Here is a 17,099-nt window from a genome sequence, read left to right on the forward strand (position 1 = left end):
CGGCGCCGCCCACCGCCATGAGATGCCCTCGGTGGAGCACCGCTCGCACAAGGGCCTCAACAACCGGGCCGAGAACAGCCATCAACCGACCCGTGGGCGTGAACAGGCGATGAAGGGCTTCCGCGGCGTCGCGGGAGCCCAGCGGTTCCTGGCTGCGTTCAGCGGCATCTCACCCCACTTCCGGCCCCGGCGCCACCTCATGACCGCACCCGACTACCGCACCCGACTACCGCACCCGACTACCGCACCGAAATGATCACCCGCTTCGCCATCTGGGACCAGATCACCGGAACCACATGCCGACCCGCCGCGGCCTGACCGACTGTCACCATCACGGCCAGACCCGTCCCGAAACCGCGCGCATCCCCAAGCACTCACTCAACCTGACAACGCCCGGCCGAGGGAGTCGTCGCCCTCAACCGCGTGACCGTCAACGCCTCCGTCACCACCCTCGCGGTGGGCACGTCCGGGACCACCCTCCTGACCTTCAACGAGCACGCCCACTTCGCGGGCGATCAACGCCACCTGCTCACGTACCGCTGACGGCGCCGGCGGACATGGCCGGCACTGTGCGCCGAGACCGTCACCTGCCGACCGGCGCAGTTGCCGCCTGCGACAGCGCCGGAGAGGCGGCGAACAGTGCGTATACGGAGGCGCGGACCTGTGCGGCGACGGCCTCGGGGGTGGAGGTGTCGAGCTTGCCGTCGAGATGGAGGAAGGCCAGGCCGTGCACGAGGGCCCACACCGTCGTCGCCAGGGCGGCCGCGTCCTCGGCGCCAGGGAAGGCGTCGCGGATGATGCTCTGGACGTACTCCGAGATGACGGCGGTCGCGGCGACCCGTTCCTCGCTGGCCGGATCGCACGGCTCCGCGAACATTGCCCGGAACAGGGCAGGGTGCTCGAGGGCGAACTGCACGTACACGACGGCGACGGCGGCCAGGTCGTCGGGCGTGGAGGGCGCGGGGTGAGCCGCGGCCAGGTGCTGGGCGAGCTCGCGGTACCCCTCCGCGGCGACGGCGGACACGAGTGCGTCGCGGTCCGCGTAGTGACGGTAGGGGGCCGTGGCCGAAACGCCGGCCCGGCGGGCGACCGCGCGCAGGGAGAGTGCGGCGCTGCCGTCCTCCTCGAGCAGCTCTCTCGCGGCCCTCAGGCAGGCCGCGCGCAGATCCCCATGGTGATACCCACCGGCTTGAGACACAGGTCACACTCCCTCATGTTCGCGGCGCTCACATGGCCCCTCTAATGTGAACGGTGCATACATCATAAGCGATTGAGATGGAAGAGGGAACTGGGATGACCAGTGAGCTGTTCTCGCCGCTGCTCCTGCGCTCCGGGCAGGTCCTGAAGAACCGGATCGCGAAGGCGGCCATGGAGGAGAACATGGCCGCACAAGGCCAGCTCCCCGGCGAACAGCTATACACGCTGTACCGGCGCTGGGCCACTGGCGGCACCGGCCTGCTGATCACCGGCAGCGTGATGGTCCACGCCGAGGCGCTGACCGGCCCCGCCGGCGTCGTGCTCGACGAGCACTCACCCCTGGAGCCGTTCGCCTCGACCTCGCCAAGGACCTCGTCAAGACCAGCCCGCTGCCGCTGATGCTCACGGGCGGTATCACCCGGCGCAACACCGCGGAGAGGGTCTTTTACAGCGGCGTCGCGCTCGTCGGGATGGGCACCGCCCTCACTCTCACTCCCGACCTCCCTGAGCGCTGGAAGAACCACCGCGAGGCCGACCGCCTGATGGAGCCGGTGACCTGGTCCGACAAGGCCCTCGCCTCGGCCGCCAGCATGGCGCGGGTCCGCCACCTGATGCGCCGCATCGCCCGCGGCCGCAACCTCAAGCCCGGCACCTCCCCAACCTTTGCTCTGATCTCCGAACGCCGTAAGCAGCGACGCGCCCTACGCACCTACCGCGCCTGGCTGTCCAAGGGGCGGAGCGCCGCCGGGCGGTAAATCACCCCTCATAGCAACGTCACCGGACGGCGCCGGTATCCCCAGCGGGTCGGGGACGCCGGCGCCTCCGTATCGGGGGCGCCGCCCTAGCTAGGTCGTGTCCAGAAAGTCGGGGGATGAGTCGGTTGGCAGCGGACGGTGCCTATGTCGTAGCGGGTTGCCGGGGCCCGGTTCTAGATCTGCCCTCGGGAGAGGCGGTCCACGCCGACCTCGCTCCCTGAGACACAGAGCGAAGACCTGCCGGGCCCGCCTGAACTGCAGCCTGCTGAGAGGACTCCGGCGCCAGGACAGTCCGAGGCCCGCCTGGTGTCCGTCGACGCTCGCCAGGTATCCGTGCCGGTCTGCCGGTCCCATTTCGGGTGGGAGATGAAGTACTCCGTCCCGGCGTCGCCAGTGATGTTGCGGCCTACGACGACCGCGGTGTGGCCGTCTGTGCACGGGATCCGGGAGACCGGTCACCGGTCCTCGTCGACCAGTGCCTCGTATGTCGCGTCAGTGTCGGCCTCGTCGGCACCGAATCAGACCGGATGAGGTTCGTTGTCCTCGGTCTGGCACCGCCACAGCAGGTAGGGGGGCCAGAAGCCCGGCAGTGACAGTAGTCCCTCGCCCGCGACCAGCGGGTCGTTCTCGAATCTTTCGATCAGCACGAGTTCAGACTGTCAGCCGCCTCCGACATGCCCCGCACTGTTCGAAGCCGTGCGGGGGTAGGTGCGCGCGTTCCTACCCTCACGAGCGGTGGTGCTGCCCGGTGGATCAGGTGAAGAGGGCGAGCCCGTCGTGTGGACAAGCCGCCCTCTTTCATGACGTGGCTCGATCGAGGCCAGGGCTGTGTGGCAGACGCTGTTCAGCGGACGCCGACTGCCTTCATGACCTTCAGTGCTCCGGTCAGGAGGGTGGCCCAGGTCTCGGGGGAGATGCGGGCCGGCGGGTAGAAGCCCTGGATGCGCTGGTGGGCGACGGTCTGGGCTTCGGTGTACTTGAGGATGCCGTCGGCGCCGTGGCGACGGCCGAGTCCGGAGTCGCCCATACCGCCCATGGGGGCGTCGATGCTTCCCCAGGCGGCGGCGAAGGCTTCGTTGACGTTGACGGTGCCGGCGTGGACGCGAGCGGCGACGGCCCGGCCGCGTGCCCCGTTGCTCGACCAGACGCTGGCGTTGAGGCCGTATGCCGTTGCGTTGGCCTGTGCGATGGCCTCGTCGACGTCGCGGTAGGAGTAGATCGAGACGACGGGGCCGAAGGTCTCGTGGTCGTACAGCGTCATGTCGGGGGTGACGTCGGTGAGGATGGTCGGCTCGTGGAACAGCGGTCCCAGATCGGGGCGTGCCTTGCCGCCGGCGAGGATGGTGGCGCCCTTGGCGACCGCGTCGGTGACGTGGGTCGTGACGGTCTTGAGCTGGGAGGCGGTGGTGAGGCTGCCGACGTCGATGCTGTAGTCGTAGGCAGCGCCGATCTTGAGCTTCTTGGTGCGGGCGACGAACGCGGCGACGAACTTGTCGCGGATGGACTCGGCCACGTAGAGGCGCTCGATGGAGACGCACAGCTGCCCGGCGGACGGGAAGCAGGCGTTGACGGCGCCCTCGGCGGCCTTGTCGATGTCCGCGTCGTCCAGGACGATCATGGCGTTCTTGCCACCGAGTTCGAGGGACGCGCCGATGAGGCGCTTGCCGGCGTCGCTCGCGATCTGGCGTCCAGTGGCGGTGGAGCCGGTGAACATCATGTAGTTGGCGTTGTCCATCAGCGCGCCGCCGATGGAGCTGCCCCGGCCGATCACCATCTGCCAGACGTCGGCCGGCAGGCCCGCCTCGTACATCAGGTTCATGGACCACAGGGCGGTGAGTGCGGTCTGGGTGTCGGGCTTCTGCACGACGGCGTTGCCGGCCATGAGCGCCGCGATGGTGTCGCTGGCGGCCATGCTGAGCGGGTAGTTCCACGGCGAGATGACGGTGACGACGCCCTTGGGGTGACGCAGCTCGGTGGTGTGGGTGAGCAGCGGGATCGCGCCGCGGCGGCGCTTGGGGCTGAGGTACTTGTCGGCGTTGCGGGCGTAGTAGCGGGAGACGATGCCGATGTCGACGACCTCGAGGTAGGCGTCACGGCGGGTCTTGCCGTTCTCGGCCTGCATCAGGTCCAGGGCCTCCTCCTGCCGTGCCAGGACGAGGTCGTGGTAGCGCAGCATGATCCGCTTGCGCTCCGATATCGGAGTGGCCGCCCAGGACTTCTGCGCGATCCGGGCCCGCCCGAACGCGGCCTCAACGTCCTCAGGGGTGGAGACGGGGAAGTCGGCCAGGGGCACGCCGGTGTAGGGGGCGTTGGTGGTGACCCGTGCGGCGTTCGGCGCGGCCGAGACCCGCGCGGTCAGCTGCGTGAGCAGGGCCGGGGTGATGGACGCGGGCAGGCCCAGGCCGCGGGCGGCCGTGGGGCGCTTGGCGTGGTCGGTGACCATGGTACGGACTCCTTGCTGCTGCTACTTGTTCCGGCTCCGGACCGAGGTGGGCACCGGCATGTGGAGGGCGGCCTGGCCTTCGGTCATGACGTCGAACTGGATGGTCCGCTTCGGCTTGAGCGACCGCAGGTCGTTGGACATGCGGCCCTCACCGAGGTGGAGGGTGATGCCGCTGGTGCTGCGCGTCGTGCCGGCGTTCAGCACGTTGGTCTGGTTCAGGGTGGAGTGCCACGCGCCGTTGATCGTCGTGTACGAGGTGAGCGAACTGACGCGCTCCCCGCTCACATAGGCCTTCTGGGAGGGGGTGTTCGCCAGGAGCGACAGGTCGACTCCGCCGGCGTCGTTGGCCACACTGGCGCTCGTCCGGTGGTCGTTGATGTCGACGTCGAGCCCGGTGACCCACTTGGGGAAGCCGTAGCCGTCGTGGCCGCGGACCTGGGCGATGTCCGTGTTCACCGGCAGCGACAGCACGTAGGAGTCGAGGTGCTCGTTCTTCAGGCCGGAGACGAGGTCGAAGAAGCCGAGCTTTCCGTGCCGGGCGGGCTTGACGGCAATGCCGACGGCCGCTTCGGTGTAGAAGTCGATGTCGCACACGTCGTAGCGGAAGAACATGACCGAAACCAGGCCGAGGCCCGGCGTGATCTCCAGCGGCGAGAGCTCCTCGGGCAGACGGCTGCGGATCGCACGGGTCGGCGCGACCATCGTGAGCCGGGCGGTGGAGATCGTGTAGTAGAAGTTCGGGGTGAGCGTGGAACCGATCGGAGAGTCGACCTTGATCTTGGGCAACTGGCGGAAGAAGTCCACGCTGCTGACGCGGGGGTCGCGGGCGATCTCGTCGAGGTTGGGGTTCATCCGGTAGCGGTCGTACAGGCCGCCCTTGGGGACCGTGACCTCACGGCCGCCCAGGCTGACCTTGACGGTGTCCTTCTGTGTTGAAGACATAGCGAGGGTTCCTCACTCTCATGTAAGCGGTGTACACATGACTATAAAGAGCTATGTATGCACTGTCAACAATGGGACGCGGGGATTCTGCGGACGGCTCTCGACGGTCGATGGCAGGGGCGCTCCAGTGCCTGCAGCCCGGGTGCCTGAGCGGGGGAGTCGTACCCCTGAGGGAGCGTCACCAGGTACCGCAAGGGCGTCTTCGGCGACGCAATGCTCAAGCGGTGCGAAGAGATCATGCGGGAGGTGTGTGACGGCTTCGAGGTGGAGCTGCGCGAGTTCATCGGCGAGACTGATCATGTGCACCTCCTGGTGCACTATCCGCCGAAGGTCGCGTTCTCGGAACTGATCAACCGTCTCAAGGGCGTCAGCTCCCGCTACCTGTGCGCCGAGTACACCGGCCGGATCAACCGGATCGGGATGGGCTCGGTGTTCTGGTCCCGTTCATACTTCGCCGGAAGCTGCGGCGGAGCGCCGCTGGCGATCATCCGTCAATACATCGAGCAGCAGAAACGTCCGTCGTGGACTGGGGGTCAGAGCAGTCCTCAGATCGGATTCCCGCCCCACCTAAAGGTGGGGATTCCCTCCGAAGAGAGGGATAGGACGGTGGGGCCTGACGCATGCCGCGCGGGACGGCTTACGGCGCAGTCGACTCAATGCGAGGTGACGAAGCAGCACGCTGCCGTGCTAAAGCTTCAGCGGGGAACCTGGGCCTTCGTGAGGACCGCGTCCGCCGGAGAGTAACTCCGCCGCCAGAAGGGCGCGATGGCCGCGCCGTGTACGGACGCTCTTGTCCGTAGGTAGCCCCTACCGGCCTTCCCGGAGCTGGCGGAACGCGGTGGAGAGGATGCTGGACCACACGGTGGTCACAGTTCCGGGCAGGGCTGCCGGCTCGAGCGGCCTTTCTTCATCAGGCTCGGTGGGCAACGGTTCCGCCGGGGCGGCGGAACCCGGTGTCTCGTTGACGCCCGACCGCTGCTCATTCATGTCCTGATCGAGCGCGAAGACAGGATCCGGGAGTACCGGCGCCGAATGCGCAGAGGCCTTCGGCGATGCGGTGTGGATGCCTCTGAGTTGCTGGACATTGTGCCGGTACGGCACGGTGCGGCCGTCGGGTGCATGCGCAGGATTCTCTGCTGCGGGGTCTTCCAGATCCTCCTGCCCACCGAGGTTCTGGATCGGTTCTGCCATCTTCGTGCTCTCTCTGTCCGGGTGGGGGTGGTCTCTGAACGCCCCGTCTGTGCCTGTTGGGTGCGCCTCGCCGCCCGGGCGAAGCGCAACGCCGCTCACGCTCTTGCGTCAACTCCCCAGGCGGGCTGCTGTCGTCCAGGTGGTCCTGGTGCCGCGCCGCCCGAAGTAGTCGGCATTCGTACATGGTTCAGCGGGAGTACCTCACTTGACCAAGGGACTCGGCGTAGAGGGCATCCTGGTACAGAAGGCGCTGATCGTCGGGGACCGGCAGTAAAGCGAAGCCGATGGCGCCTCACGTGTAGCAGGGGCGGGCCACGCGCTCAGGCGCCATCGGCGGTTCTTAGGCCGCTGCCTGGGACTTCGACAGCCAGGCGCGGTAGCTGCGCAGGGCCACTCGCTGCCTACGGCGCTCGGAGATCAGGGCGACCGCCGGGTGGGTGCCGGGCTTGGGGTTGCTGCCGCGGGCGATGCGGCGCATCTGGTTGCGGACCTGAGCCATGCTGGCGGCCGAGGCGAGGGCCTTGTCGGACCAGGTCACCGGACGCATGTGACGGTCGGCCTCGCGGCCCTGGCGCCAACGTGAGGGAAGGTCGGGGGTGATGGCGAGGGCGGTGCCCATGCCGACCACCGCCACACCGCTGTCGAGGACCTTGTCGGCTGTCGCGCGCCGGGTGATACCGCCGGTGAGCATCAGTGGGATGGGGCTGGTCTTGACGAGGTCCTTGGCGAGGTCGAGGAAGTAGGCCTCGCGGGCCTGGGTGCGGTTGTCGGCGGGGCGTCCGGTCATCGCGGGGCTTTCGTAGCTGCCGCCGGAGAGTTCGACCAGGTCGACGCCGAGCGGTTCGAGCATCTCGATGACCTGTCGGGCGTCGGCGGCGTCGAAGCCTCCGCGCTGGAAGTCGGCGGAGTTGAGCTTCACCGCGACGGCGAAGGAGGGCGAGACCGCGGCGCGGACGGCGCGGACGATGTCCAGCAGCATCCGGGCCCGGTTCTCGAGCGATCCGCCCCACTGGTCGGTGCGCTTGTTGACCAGCGGGGACAGGAACTGCGAGAGGAGGTAGCCGTGTGCGGCGTGGACCTCGACGCCGTCGAAGCCAGCTTCCTCGGCGCGTCGCGCGGTCACCGCATACCGCGCCACGGTGTCGTTGATCTGCTGGGGGGTCATGGCGGTGGGGCGGCCGAAGCGGCTGCTGTGCTTGCCCAGGGAGACTCCGATGTCGGTCGGGCCCCATACGACGCCGGGCATGTCAGAGGCCACCTGGCGGCCGGGGTGATTGATCTGCATCCAGATCGCACCACCGCCGGACTTGGCTGCCTTCGCCCAGTCGGCGAACGGCTCCAGGGGTGCATCCTCGTCGAGCACGACGCCGGCGGGGCCGGTCAGCGCCTCGGCGTGGACCATCACGTTGCCGGTGATCAGCAGGCCGGTGCCGCCAGTGGCCCAGTGCTGGTACAGCGACAGCAGTTGCCAGTCGGGGAGCTGGCCGTCGCCGGCCATGTTCTCCTCCATGGCCGCCTTCGCGATCCGGTTCTTCAGGACCTGCCCGGAGCGCAGGGTCAGTGGCGAGAACAGCTCGCTGGTCATCCCGTTCTCTCTTTCATCTCGATCACTCACGATGTGTGCACCACTCACATTAGGGCAAGAATGTAATCATCGTAAACATCGAGGGGTGTGGGGTATGTCGCAGACGGGCGGCTCGTGTCACCGTGGGGCCTGCGCGCGGCCTGCCTGCGGGCCGCGCGGGAGCCTGCTGGGGGGCGTCCCGGTGTGCGGTCGCCCGACGGGTCGGCGTCTTGGCGACAGCCCATATCGCCACTACATGGACCACGATGCTCTTGCCGCCGCTGAGGGATGCCGCGAGCTCGCTCAGCATCTGACCCTGGTCCATCCCTGCGCCCTCCACTCCGGCGCTGTCGCCCCAGGTCCGCGTCTCCGCGTACGCACTGTTCGCCGCCGCTCCCGCATAGGGCGGGGCCTTCGGGGTTGGCTGGCGGTGAGGCTGCAAGGCAGAGCAGGGCAGTCGTGGAGGAGCCTTTCGGAGTCGGCCTTAAAGGCCGGGGCCGGTGGCTCGGCTGAAAGCAGTCCGGGCCCGTTGGCGCCGCTGGCAATGGCGCTGGCGGGCCCAGCTTCGTGTCTTCATGCGCAGAGAAGCACGGGGTGTGTCAGTCGTCGTGGAGTGCGGTTCTGAGGACGTCGATGGCGAGCTAGTGCGCGATGTTGGCGGCGCGGGTGTCGCGGAGGCCGTCCAGGAAGAGGAAGTCGTGGACCATGCCCGCGACGTGGACGGAGGTGACGTCGACGCCGGCCTCGCGGAGCTTGTTGGCGTACTGCTCGCCCTTGTCGCGCAGGACGTCGGCCTCGTCGGTGATGACCAAGGTCGTCGGCAGGCCCTTGAGCTGGTCGAGGGTGGCCTGCAGGGGGCGTGGTGTTCGGCGCGCTGGGTGGGGTCGGTGGTGTAGGCGTCCCAGAACCACTTCATGCCGTCGCGGGTGAGGAAGTAGCCCTCGGTGAACTGCAGCTAGGAGGGGGTGTCGAAGTCGACGTGGGGGAGCCGGGTCGGATCAGCCGGGCTCCAGCGTGGCGGCCGCGGCGCGGATGAAGGTCATGGCGATCTCCAGATCACCCGGCTCGGATCGGTGCGTCAGCTCACCGATCACGCTTGCCACGGTGGCCGCCAGGATGCGCGGGGCGAAATCGTCGGGGCGCCAGCCCTGTTCTTCGGCGAGGAGTCGGGCACCGTCCTGGACGACGTCGGTCAGCCGGCCCCGGCAGAGCCCCTTGAGCTGAGGGTTGGACTGGAGCATCCGGTCGTAGAGCCCGTCGAACTTGTCCGGGGACTCCGCCTGTTCGCGCAGCCACTGCTCCACGGTGTCGAGGATGCCCTGCCCGGCAGGTCTGGCGTGCAGCGCTGCGGCCAGCTGGTCAACGAATGCGTTGAAGTGCGCCATCGCCAGTTCCAGCTTGGTCGGGAAATACAGCGTGACCGTGCGCGGCGAGACCTCGGCCGCTTCGGCGATGTCGGCGATGCTCGTGGCGTCGAAGCCCCGCTCGGCGAAAAGCTCGTAAGCGGCGGTGAGGATCGCTTCCCTGCGTCGAGCCTTGCTGCGTTCCCTGAGGCTGGCACCCGTCATGGCAGAAGCTTACCACCGGTAGTTAATTTACAGTCAGCTGTAAAAATGCGTTACTGTGCAGTGCGTGGTGGAGGGGACCTGCTCTGACTCCTCCACCACGCATATACGCCTTCAGCTCCCATTGATCAGAATTTCGACCGGTTAGGAATGTTCGATGGCCTCACGCCTATACGCCTGGGCGCGCTGGATGATTCGCCGCCGCCGCTGGGTGATAGCCACTTGGATCGTCCTTCTCACGGTCGTCGGAGGCCTGGGAGCGACCCTTCACGGAGAGAGGACCACGGAGTTCACGGTCCCCGGTGTCGAAGCGCAGCGGGCGCAGGACCTTCTGAAGGAGAAGTTCCCCCCGGCCGCCGGTGGCGTCGTACGGATCGTCGTCGCCGCCCCTGAGGGGAAGACCGTCACGGACCCGGCGCAGCAGCAGGCGCTCGACGCCGTCCTCCGCAAGGCAGCGTCGGCGCCCGGCGTCATCACCGTCTCCCAGCCGACCTCGGCCGGTACGGTCTCGGCCGACCGGACTATCGCGTACTCCGATGTCCGTTTCGCTGAGGAAGCGTCCAAGGTCGAGCAGTCCGCCAAGGATGAACTGTCCACCGTGGTGCAGCCCCTCCGGGATGCCGGGATGCAGGTCGAGCTCGGCGGCTCGGCCATGCTGCCGGAGTCCAAGGCAGGAGGCCCGGCGGAACTGGTAGGCGTCGTCCTCGCCTTCGTGATCCTTGCCGTCGCGCTCGGCTCCGTCGTCGCGGCCGGACTGCCGCTGGTGACCGCGCTCCTGGGCGTGGCCGTCGGCGTGCTCGGCACGCTGTTCGTCTCCGGCTTCGTGCAGATGACAGGCACCGCGACCGTGCTGGCGCTGATGATCGGCCTGGCGGTCGGGATCGACTACGCACTGTTCGTCATCTCCCGGCACCGCGAGCAACTCTCCGACCCCGAGATGGACTGGGAGGAGTCGATCGCACGCGCCACCGCCACAGCCGGCAGCGCGGTTGTCTTCGCCGGAGCCACGGTCGTCATCGCGCTGGCGGCACTGTCCATCACCGGCATCCCGTTCCTTACGATCATGGGCCTGGCCGGCGCCGGGACCGTGCTGATCGCCGTCCTGGTCGCCATCAGCCTGCTTCCGGCGGTACTGGGAGTGTTCGGCGAGCGGATGCGCCCGCGCCGCCCCAAGCGGAAGAGCAAGCGCAAGGACCGCACCGCCGGTGCCTGGGGCCTGGCCTGGGCGCGTACGGTCACCCGCAAGCCGGCCCTCGTCCTGCTCGCCGGCATCGTAGGACTGCTGGCGCTTGCCCTGCCTGCCCGTGACCTGCGTCTCGGCCTGCCCAGCTACGCCTCACAGCCCGAGGCCAGCACACAGCACAAGAGCTACGACCTGCTCACCGAGGGCTTCGGGCCCGGCTTCAACGCCACCCTCATCACCGTGCTGGACACCGAGCACATCCCGCAGAACCAGCGGCAGGCCACCGTGACTCAGCTGCGCGGCGCGCTGGCCGCGGACAAGAACGTGACCGCCGTCTCACGCCCGGTACCCAGCCCCTCTGGCGGCGTCGTGGTCATGGGAGTGGTCCCGAAGTCGAGCCCCGACGCTCAGGCCACGACCGATCTGGTCCACCGCATGCGTGACCAGGCCCCCAAGATCGCCGACACGGGCGGTTCCCTCTATGTCACCGGACAGACGGCCATGGCCATCGACGTCGCCGGCAAGCTCGGCGAAGCACTGCCCCTGTTCATCGGTGTCATCGTCCTCCTGGCGCTGATCCTGCTGGCCATCGCCTTCCGATCGATCCTGGTACCGCTCAAGGCGGCACTCGGCTTCCTGTTCTCGGTCGGCGCGAGCCTGGGTGCCTCCGTCTGGGTCTTCCAACAGGGCCACCTGAACGGCCTGCTCAACGTGGCAGCCACCGGACCGGTCACCAGCTTCCTCCCGGTCCTGCTCACCGGCGTGCTCTTCGGTCTCGCCATGGACTACGAGGTGTTCCTCGTCAGCCGGATGCGCGAACACTACGAACACAGCAAGAATCCGGCCGAGGCGATCGCCCAGGGCGTCTCCAGCAGCGCGCGGGTCATCGTGGCCGCCGCACTGATCATGGTCGCGGTCTTCGGCGGCTTCATCTTCAACGAGGACCCGATCGTCAAGGCCATCGGCTTCGCGCTCGCCATCGGCGTGTTCATCGACGCCTTCATCGTCCGCATGACGCTCGTGCCCGCCGCCATGGCCCTGCTCGGACGACGTGCCTGGAGCATGCCCCGCTGGCTCGACCGACTGCTCCCGGACGTCGACATCGAAGGCGCGCGTCTGCCGGCCGCGGCTCCGGCCGAACCTGCCGCGCACCCGCAAACCGACGAGAAGACCCCGCGTCGCAAGACATCCACCCGGGTCTGAACACCCCCCAATCTCCGAGGCCGCCCTGCCGTGGGGGCCCGACGGCCTCGGGTGACACCCTGCACCTCCCTTGGGACAAGGAGGTGCAGGGTGTCTTTTTCGCACTCCACGTACCCGCAGCTGGGCGATGCTCGCGAACCCACTTCCCGTCATCGCACGAGCATCTGGTGCCGGCAGATGAACAAGAACCGGTGCGGGCGACACCCACGGCCGGCCAAGCAGAGCCACGGCTGACCCGAAAGACAGCATGTCTGCTGAGGCAGCCGGAACCCGCCCGGGCGGGTTCCGGCCCCGAGCTCTTGCTCAGCCGTTCCAGGCCAGCGACTGCTCCCACATCTGCACGTAGGCCTCGGCGCCGCTCATCAACTCATGCTCCAGCTCGGCCTGCCGGATCCGGCCTGCGTTCGTCTGCCTCTGTCGACATCGGCTGCTGTTCTTACAGGTGGGAATCGGAGGATGCCTACGGGTACGGTCGAGGTCGCGATTGGACCCGCTGTCCTCCGCAGCTGGCTCGCGGCGGCCGTGAAGGCCGCGGTCTTGCTTGGCAGCCTCGGTGTCGTGGTCCGCAAGCCAGGTGGTGGTGATGCCGTCGTTGACGGCGACCAGGTGCCGCGCGAGCTCCTCCAGCGGGGCCGTCCACGCGGATGAAGTGACCGTCGCGGCACTACTGCGCAGCAGGCCGGATGCGGCCGGGTCTATGTAGGCATTGGGTCCGCTGCGGATGGCCGCCTCGACCGAAGTGCTGTCTGTGCGAGCAGGCCCTGAACCCTGTCACGGGTGCTGTCATGTTGGCTGGCAGGGTGAGATGATCTTCGGGTTGATCGCTGGTGGAGGGGATCGTCCGTGGAGGGCATGTCGCCGTCGTACAAGGGTCACCGGTACCCGGTCGAGGTGATCTCGTACTGCGTGTGGCTGTACTTCCGGTTCTCGCTCAGCTTCCGTGAGGTCGAGGAGCTGATGCTCCAGCGCGGCGTGATCGTCTCCCACGAGACCGTCCGGCGATGGTGCCGGAAGTTCGGGCAGGCCTACGCCAACGCGCTGCGCCGCAGGCGCCCCCGGCCCGGCGACAAGTGGCACCTGGACGAGGTCTTCATCAAGATCAACGGCGATCTGAAGTACCTGTGGCGGGCTGTGGACCAGGACGGCGACGTCCTGGACATTCTCGTCCAGAGCCGGCGGGACAAGGCTGCGGCCAGGCGCTTCTTCCGCCGTCTGATGACGAAGACCCGGGCGGTGCCGCGGGTGATCGTCACCGACAAGCTCCGCTCCTACGGCGCTGCCCACCGCGTGGCGATGCCGTCAGTCGAGCACCGCTCGCACAAGGGCCTGAACAACCGGGCCGAGAACAGCCACCAGCCCACCAGCCCACCAGGCAACGCGAACGGGCGATGAAAGGCTTTCGTTCCGTCGGTGGAGCGCAGCGGTTCCTGTCCGCGTTCAGTGGCATATCACCCCACTTCCGGCCCCGCCGCCACCTGATGACTGCCCCCGACCACCGCCTCGAGATGACCGTCCGCTTCGCAATCTGGGATCAGATCACCGGCGCCACTGGCCTGCCCACCGCGGCCTGAACCCAGGTCGGCACCCGGCACCACCACGCCCCGACGCACCGTCAGACACCCACGCACCCAACAACGTGACAACGCCGCCCGGACAGGTACCGCCCGGGCCGGGCGAAGCAGGTTCGACGCCGCGTGCTGCCGCGCGTCGAAGGCGGGGTACAGAGGCTGGGCGAAGGGGCGGCTCGCCGGCGAGGCCGTTGACGGTGAGCCGGCCGAGGTCGTGGGCGGCGAGTCGGTTCTGCCGTTCGGCGGGGTCCCAGGGGCGGATGAGTATGCGCGGGGCTCCGTTGGGTGCGCTGGGCCTCGTTGACCCGGTGCGGCCGGTTCATCTCCTGCCGCAGCTGGGCCGGTTCTTCCGGTTCGTCGGTGGTCAGCCGGTCATCGCGCTCGCCCGCATCGGCCTGGGTCTGGCGGATCCATCCTCCCCGCACGGTCGGGATGCGGCCCCGGCTCGAGGGGTAGTTGCTTGCTCACGGGCTTCGGTCCGGTCGTGCGGTATGTACGCACTGTTGATGTACGCACTTTTGGTCGGCGTTGCTGTACAGCCCCGCAGCGGGTCGGCGGGCGCGATGACCGCAATGCCGGAGCGCTTGAGATCCTTGACGGCGCCGTTCCAGCTGGAGGAGTCCGCGAAGGAGCCGTGCACCAGCACCACCGGCGGCTTGGCGCCCGGGCGGGGAGACGCGATCTCGGCCGCCTCGGTGGCGCCGGCGGGCGTGGTGACCATCAGGGCCAGCGCTGCCGCACCGGCGGCGGTCCCGAGGGCGGCGTATGTCCGGAAAGAGCGGCTCTTGAGCTTGCGGTTCATCGGTGATCTCCCTGTCGGATACATCAGTGACGGCTCCGGGATGCGGACTGTCCGGCGCCACACCAAAACCCTAGAGCGAAATTACCTCGTGTACAAGTTACACGTGGGTGATGTGCTCGTGGGAGAGGTGATGGATCATGGGTGCGATGCGCCTGACCAGCGCTGCGACGAGAGCGGAAGCACTTCCTGTGACCTGCCACACCAAATCAGCAGAAAAGGGACAGCGTGGCTGTCCTTGCCCGTGGGCGACCGGTTGCGCTTCCCCTGTCACGCCGCCTCCTGCACGGTGACCGGCGTGTACCGGCCACCGCTCGAGGCGGTCGACCTGGCGACCCTCACGGCCGCTGCCCGGAGGTCAACGGCCTTAAGCACACGCCGGCGCCGGCCGGCCAAGGGCAGGTCGTCGGGGTGCCCCTCTGCGAGGGGGTGCCGCGATGCGCGAACGCATCCTCGCCGATGCCCCGCCATCGGCGAGGCCGCCGGGCTCACAGCCGAGGAGATCGCCACCGCCTGCGACCTCCTGCGCCGGCCCGCCGTCGCCACCCGGGGCCATGGCCACCGCCCGTGCCTTCGTGCGGGCGAGCGGCATCGGTCTCTCGCCGGTCCGGTGGCCGTCCAGGAGCGGGCGCAGCGGGCCGGGGGAGAAGCCTGTGCCGGACGGTTCGCGCGACAGCCCACTCGCGCATGTGCTGGTGGGCGTTGTCGCGGAGCGCGGCGTGTGGACACACGGCGGACGCCACCGCGACGTCGTCCCCGTCAGCGACACCGAGCTCGAGAGCGGGATGTACGTGGCCGGACCTCGGAACATCCGCCTGCAGCAGCCCACCGCGCCGGAGCGCGGGCCGGGCGCGGGGGAGCGGGGAGCACGGGGGAGCCGGCACCGGGTGATGCGGCTCTCTCACCGCGGGGCTCGGGGCGACGTCACCTTGGAAACAGGCTCCTGAGCTGAGCAGGCGTGCCCGTCGCTCGGCGAGACACGTGGCCCGGCTGCTCCAGTGGCAGCTGCGCCGGACCTCACGGTCCCGGCTGATGCCGGAGCGCGAAGCGCAGGTGGCGGACCGGCGGTGGATGCTCGAGCGTGGACGGGGCGGCGATTCGGCGACGGGCGGCAGCCGGGTCAGGCTGCGGAGAGGTTGGCTGTCAGGCGCTCGAGGAAGGACTTGGCATCCTCGATCTCCCGAGGGCCGAGGCCGACGGCTTCCCCCATGGCGACGGGGACGGTGAGAGCGCGCTCGCGGAGCTCGGTTCCCTGCTCGGTGAGGGTGATCTGCACCGAGCGCTCGTCGCTCGCCTGGCGCTCGCGCCGGATGAACCCGTGAGCCTGCAGGCGCTTGAGCAGCGGGGTCAAGGTGCCGTAGTCGAGCTGCAAAAGCGTGCCCAGGGTCTTGATGGGAAGGGCGCCGTGCTCCCACAGCACCAGCATCACCAGGTACTGGGGGTAGGTCAGATTGAGCTCCTCCAGCAGTGGGCGGTAGCGATTGGTCACCGCGCGCTGCGCTGCGTACAGGGCGAAGCACATCTGGTCCTCAAGGAGCAGGCTGACCTCAGCGGCGTCACTCTGTCCGGCACCCGTCTCGATCTTGCTCATCACGACTCCTCCTCCGCGCGAATCTTTCACGCATAGTTAGCATACTCCAAAACTTACATGCTCAACATTATATTGTGCACACTTAATAGGTGGGATCGGGCCTCGCCGGTTTTCGCCCGCCGCCGGCCCGCGAAAACACAACCGGCCGACGGCCGGTCCGGTGCGGTGCAATCGCGGGTCGAGCTCAAGTACAGGTCGAGCTCAATCGCAGGTCGAGCTCAACTGCAGGTCGAGCTCGAGCGGGGGCCTGCTCGCCGATGGCTCGGCACCGCAGGCGGCCGGCGGGCGGAGCTTCCAGGATCCTGTTCGTCGGCGGCACCCTCGAGCCGGGCCCGTCGCGGCCACCCGGTGCCCGCGTGGCCCGCATCCCTCCACGCCTTCGAGGATCTTCCGGTGGATCTTCACCTGGCTCCCGCCGTGACGGACCGGCCCGGCCGAAGGCGCCGTCGCCGCAGCGGGCGGGCTCGACATGCTGATCGGCGATGCGGGCGAGACGGTACGCCTCCCGTCGAAACCGTGGGCCGCGGGAGAAGCGGCCCTCCGGAGCGCTGGAACTCCGGACGCCGTGTCGGCGCCGCCGGGCTCGAACCGCAGGATGACCGCCTCGCAGAAGCTTCCCCGAAGGCCCCGCATGCACCGGCTGCGTCGGCGGCTGCCCATGGTGCACCCCACCCCCGCCCCCGCCCCGGCCCCGCCCCCGCCCCACCCCCGCCCCGGCCCCCGCCCCCGCCCCGGGCCCGGGCCCGGCCGCGTCCGGGGCGGCCGGGCCCGGAGGCCGGGGGCGCCGCCGGATGTTTCCTTTGCCACACTCTCAGTTCCCAAGTTTTACTTGCACACGATTTAAGTGTCGGATAGGTTTCCTGTCAGGTTGAACCGCAGGATGAGCCACCCCACCGCCCATCCCGGCCGTCCATCACAGCGAGCCAGGGCCGCGTCTGTCGCCCCGGTGGCCGCAATCACCAGTTGAACCGGTGACGCACGGATGTGTGGAATTCACCGACGCCAAGAAACAAGGACATCCCCATGGATCTGAAACTCGAAATGATCGTGCTGCCCGTCTCCGACATCGACCGGACCAAGGCCTTCTACGAGGCGGTG

The 17,099-nt window shown here is 68.5% G+C and carries 13 protein-coding genes and 4 pseudogenes; 7 read left to right on the top strand and 10 right to left on the bottom strand.

Translation table 11 applies throughout. The features are described from left to right. Window positions 1–318, top strand: a pseudogene (locus ACWCP8_RS40215) (DDE-type integrase/transposase/recombinase); the annotation flags it as partial. 265 nt (window positions 319–583) lie between these two features. Here ACWCP8_RS40215 and ACWCP8_RS40220 read toward each other — a convergent pair. Further along, complete coding sequence (locus tag ACWCP8_RS40220) at window positions 584–1,198, bottom strand: TetR/AcrR family transcriptional regulator (RefSeq protein ID WP_451121471.1); 615 nt, start codon at window positions 1,196–1,198, stop codon at window positions 584–586. 95 nt (window positions 1,199–1,293) lie between these two features. Here ACWCP8_RS40220 and ACWCP8_RS40225 point away from each other — a divergent pair, with 95 nt between their 5' ends. Then, the gene (locus tag ACWCP8_RS40225) at window positions 1,294–1,596 is read left to right on the top strand and encodes a beta/alpha barrel domain-containing protein (RefSeq protein WP_352272316.1); all 303 of its coding nucleotides are present in this window, start codon (window positions 1,294–1,296) and stop codon (window positions 1,594–1,596) included. After that, complete coding sequence (locus ACWCP8_RS40230) at window positions 1,596–1,952, top strand: hypothetical protein (RefSeq protein ID WP_451121473.1); 357 nt, start codon at window positions 1,596–1,598, stop codon at window positions 1,950–1,952. Before ACWCP8_RS40225 ends, ACWCP8_RS40230 begins: the two co-directional genes overlap by 1 nt. A 518-nt stretch (window positions 1,953–2,470) precedes the next feature. Here the strand turns inward: ACWCP8_RS40230 and ACWCP8_RS40235 are convergent. The 3 genes from ACWCP8_RS40235 to ACWCP8_RS40245 all read right to left on the bottom strand — a co-directional run bounded on the left by ACWCP8_RS40235 (window position 2,471) and on the right by ACWCP8_RS40245 (window position 5,337). Continuing rightward, window positions 2,471–2,599 carry a hypothetical protein gene (locus ACWCP8_RS40235; RefSeq protein WP_352272313.1) on the bottom strand — a complete coding sequence of 43 codons (129 nt, stop codon included), beginning with the start codon at window positions 2,597–2,599 and terminating at the stop codon, window positions 2,471–2,473. Window positions 2,600–2,796: 197 nt separating this feature from the next. Beyond that, window positions 2,797–4,395, bottom strand: a complete 1,599-nt coding sequence (locus ACWCP8_RS40240) for a succinic semialdehyde dehydrogenase (protein WP_352272311.1) — start codon at window positions 4,393–4,395, stop codon at window positions 2,797–2,799. 21 nt (window positions 4,396–4,416) lie between these two features. Next, window positions 4,417–5,337 carry an acetoacetate decarboxylase family protein gene (locus ACWCP8_RS40245; RefSeq protein WP_352272309.1) on the bottom strand — a complete coding sequence of 307 codons (921 nt, stop codon included), beginning with the start codon at window positions 5,335–5,337 and terminating at the stop codon, window positions 4,417–4,419. A 177-nt stretch (window positions 5,338–5,514) separates the two neighbouring features. Here ACWCP8_RS40245 and tnpA point away from each other — a divergent pair. Continuing rightward, window positions 5,515–5,856, top strand: a pseudogene (gene tnpA, locus ACWCP8_RS40250) (IS200/IS605 family transposase); the annotation flags it as partial. A gap of 288 nt (window positions 5,857–6,144) precedes the next feature. Here the strand turns inward: tnpA and ACWCP8_RS40255 are convergent. The 4 genes and pseudogenes from ACWCP8_RS40255 to ACWCP8_RS40270 form a co-directional block, all read right to left on the bottom strand. Continuing rightward, on the bottom strand, window positions 6,145–6,528 hold the full coding sequence (locus ACWCP8_RS40255; RefSeq protein WP_352272307.1) for a hypothetical protein: 384 nt from the start codon (window positions 6,526–6,528) through the stop codon (window positions 6,145–6,147). 340 nt (window positions 6,529–6,868) lie between these two features. Beyond that, window positions 6,869–8,113: an NADH:flavin oxidoreductase/NADH oxidase family protein gene (locus ACWCP8_RS40260; protein ID WP_352272306.1), complete on the bottom strand. Its 1,245-nt coding sequence runs from the start codon at window positions 8,111–8,113 to the stop codon at window positions 6,869–6,871. Window positions 8,114–8,733: 620 nt separating this feature from the next. Then, a pseudogene (locus ACWCP8_RS40265) lies at window positions 8,734–9,068 on the bottom strand (alpha/beta hydrolase fold domain-containing protein); the annotation flags it as partial. A gap of 22 nt (window positions 9,069–9,090) precedes the next feature. Beyond that, complete coding sequence (locus ACWCP8_RS40270; RefSeq protein WP_352272304.1) at window positions 9,091–9,660, bottom strand: TetR/AcrR family transcriptional regulator; 570 nt, start codon at window positions 9,658–9,660, stop codon at window positions 9,091–9,093. 154 nt (window positions 9,661–9,814) lie between these two features. Between ACWCP8_RS40270 and ACWCP8_RS40275 the strand changes: the two genes are divergently transcribed. Next, complete coding sequence (locus tag ACWCP8_RS40275; protein ID WP_451121477.1) at window positions 9,815–12,043, top strand: MMPL family transporter; 2,229 nt, start codon at window positions 9,815–9,817, stop codon at window positions 12,041–12,043. Window positions 12,044–12,895: 852 nt separating this feature from the next. Further along, window positions 12,896–13,614, top strand: a pseudogene (locus tag ACWCP8_RS40280) (IS6 family transposase). A 361-nt stretch (window positions 13,615–13,975) separates the two neighbouring features. On the opposite strand, the gene ACWCP8_RS40285 reads toward ACWCP8_RS40280, so the two are convergent. Beyond that, entirely contained in the window at window positions 13,976–14,413 is a 438-nt protein-coding gene (locus ACWCP8_RS40285; RefSeq protein WP_352272436.1) for an alpha/beta fold hydrolase, read from the bottom strand. A 551-nt stretch (window positions 14,414–14,964) separates the two neighbouring features. On the opposite strand from ACWCP8_RS40285, the gene ACWCP8_RS40290 reads away from it, so the two are divergent. Next, complete coding sequence (locus tag ACWCP8_RS40290) at window positions 14,965–15,357, top strand: hypothetical protein (protein ID WP_451121479.1); 393 nt, start codon at window positions 14,965–14,967, stop codon at window positions 15,355–15,357. A 173-nt stretch (window positions 15,358–15,530) separates the two neighbouring features. Here ACWCP8_RS40290 and ACWCP8_RS40295 read toward each other — a convergent pair whose 3' ends face one another. Further along, window positions 15,531–16,001 (bottom strand): MarR family winged helix-turn-helix transcriptional regulator, encoded by a 471-nt coding sequence (locus tag ACWCP8_RS40295; RefSeq protein WP_451121481.1) that lies wholly within the window; start codon window positions 15,999–16,001, stop codon window positions 15,531–15,533. Window positions 16,002–17,099: the final 1,098 nt, after the last annotated feature.

It is taken from the genome of Streptomyces sp. NPDC002206, from assembly GCF_053593595.1.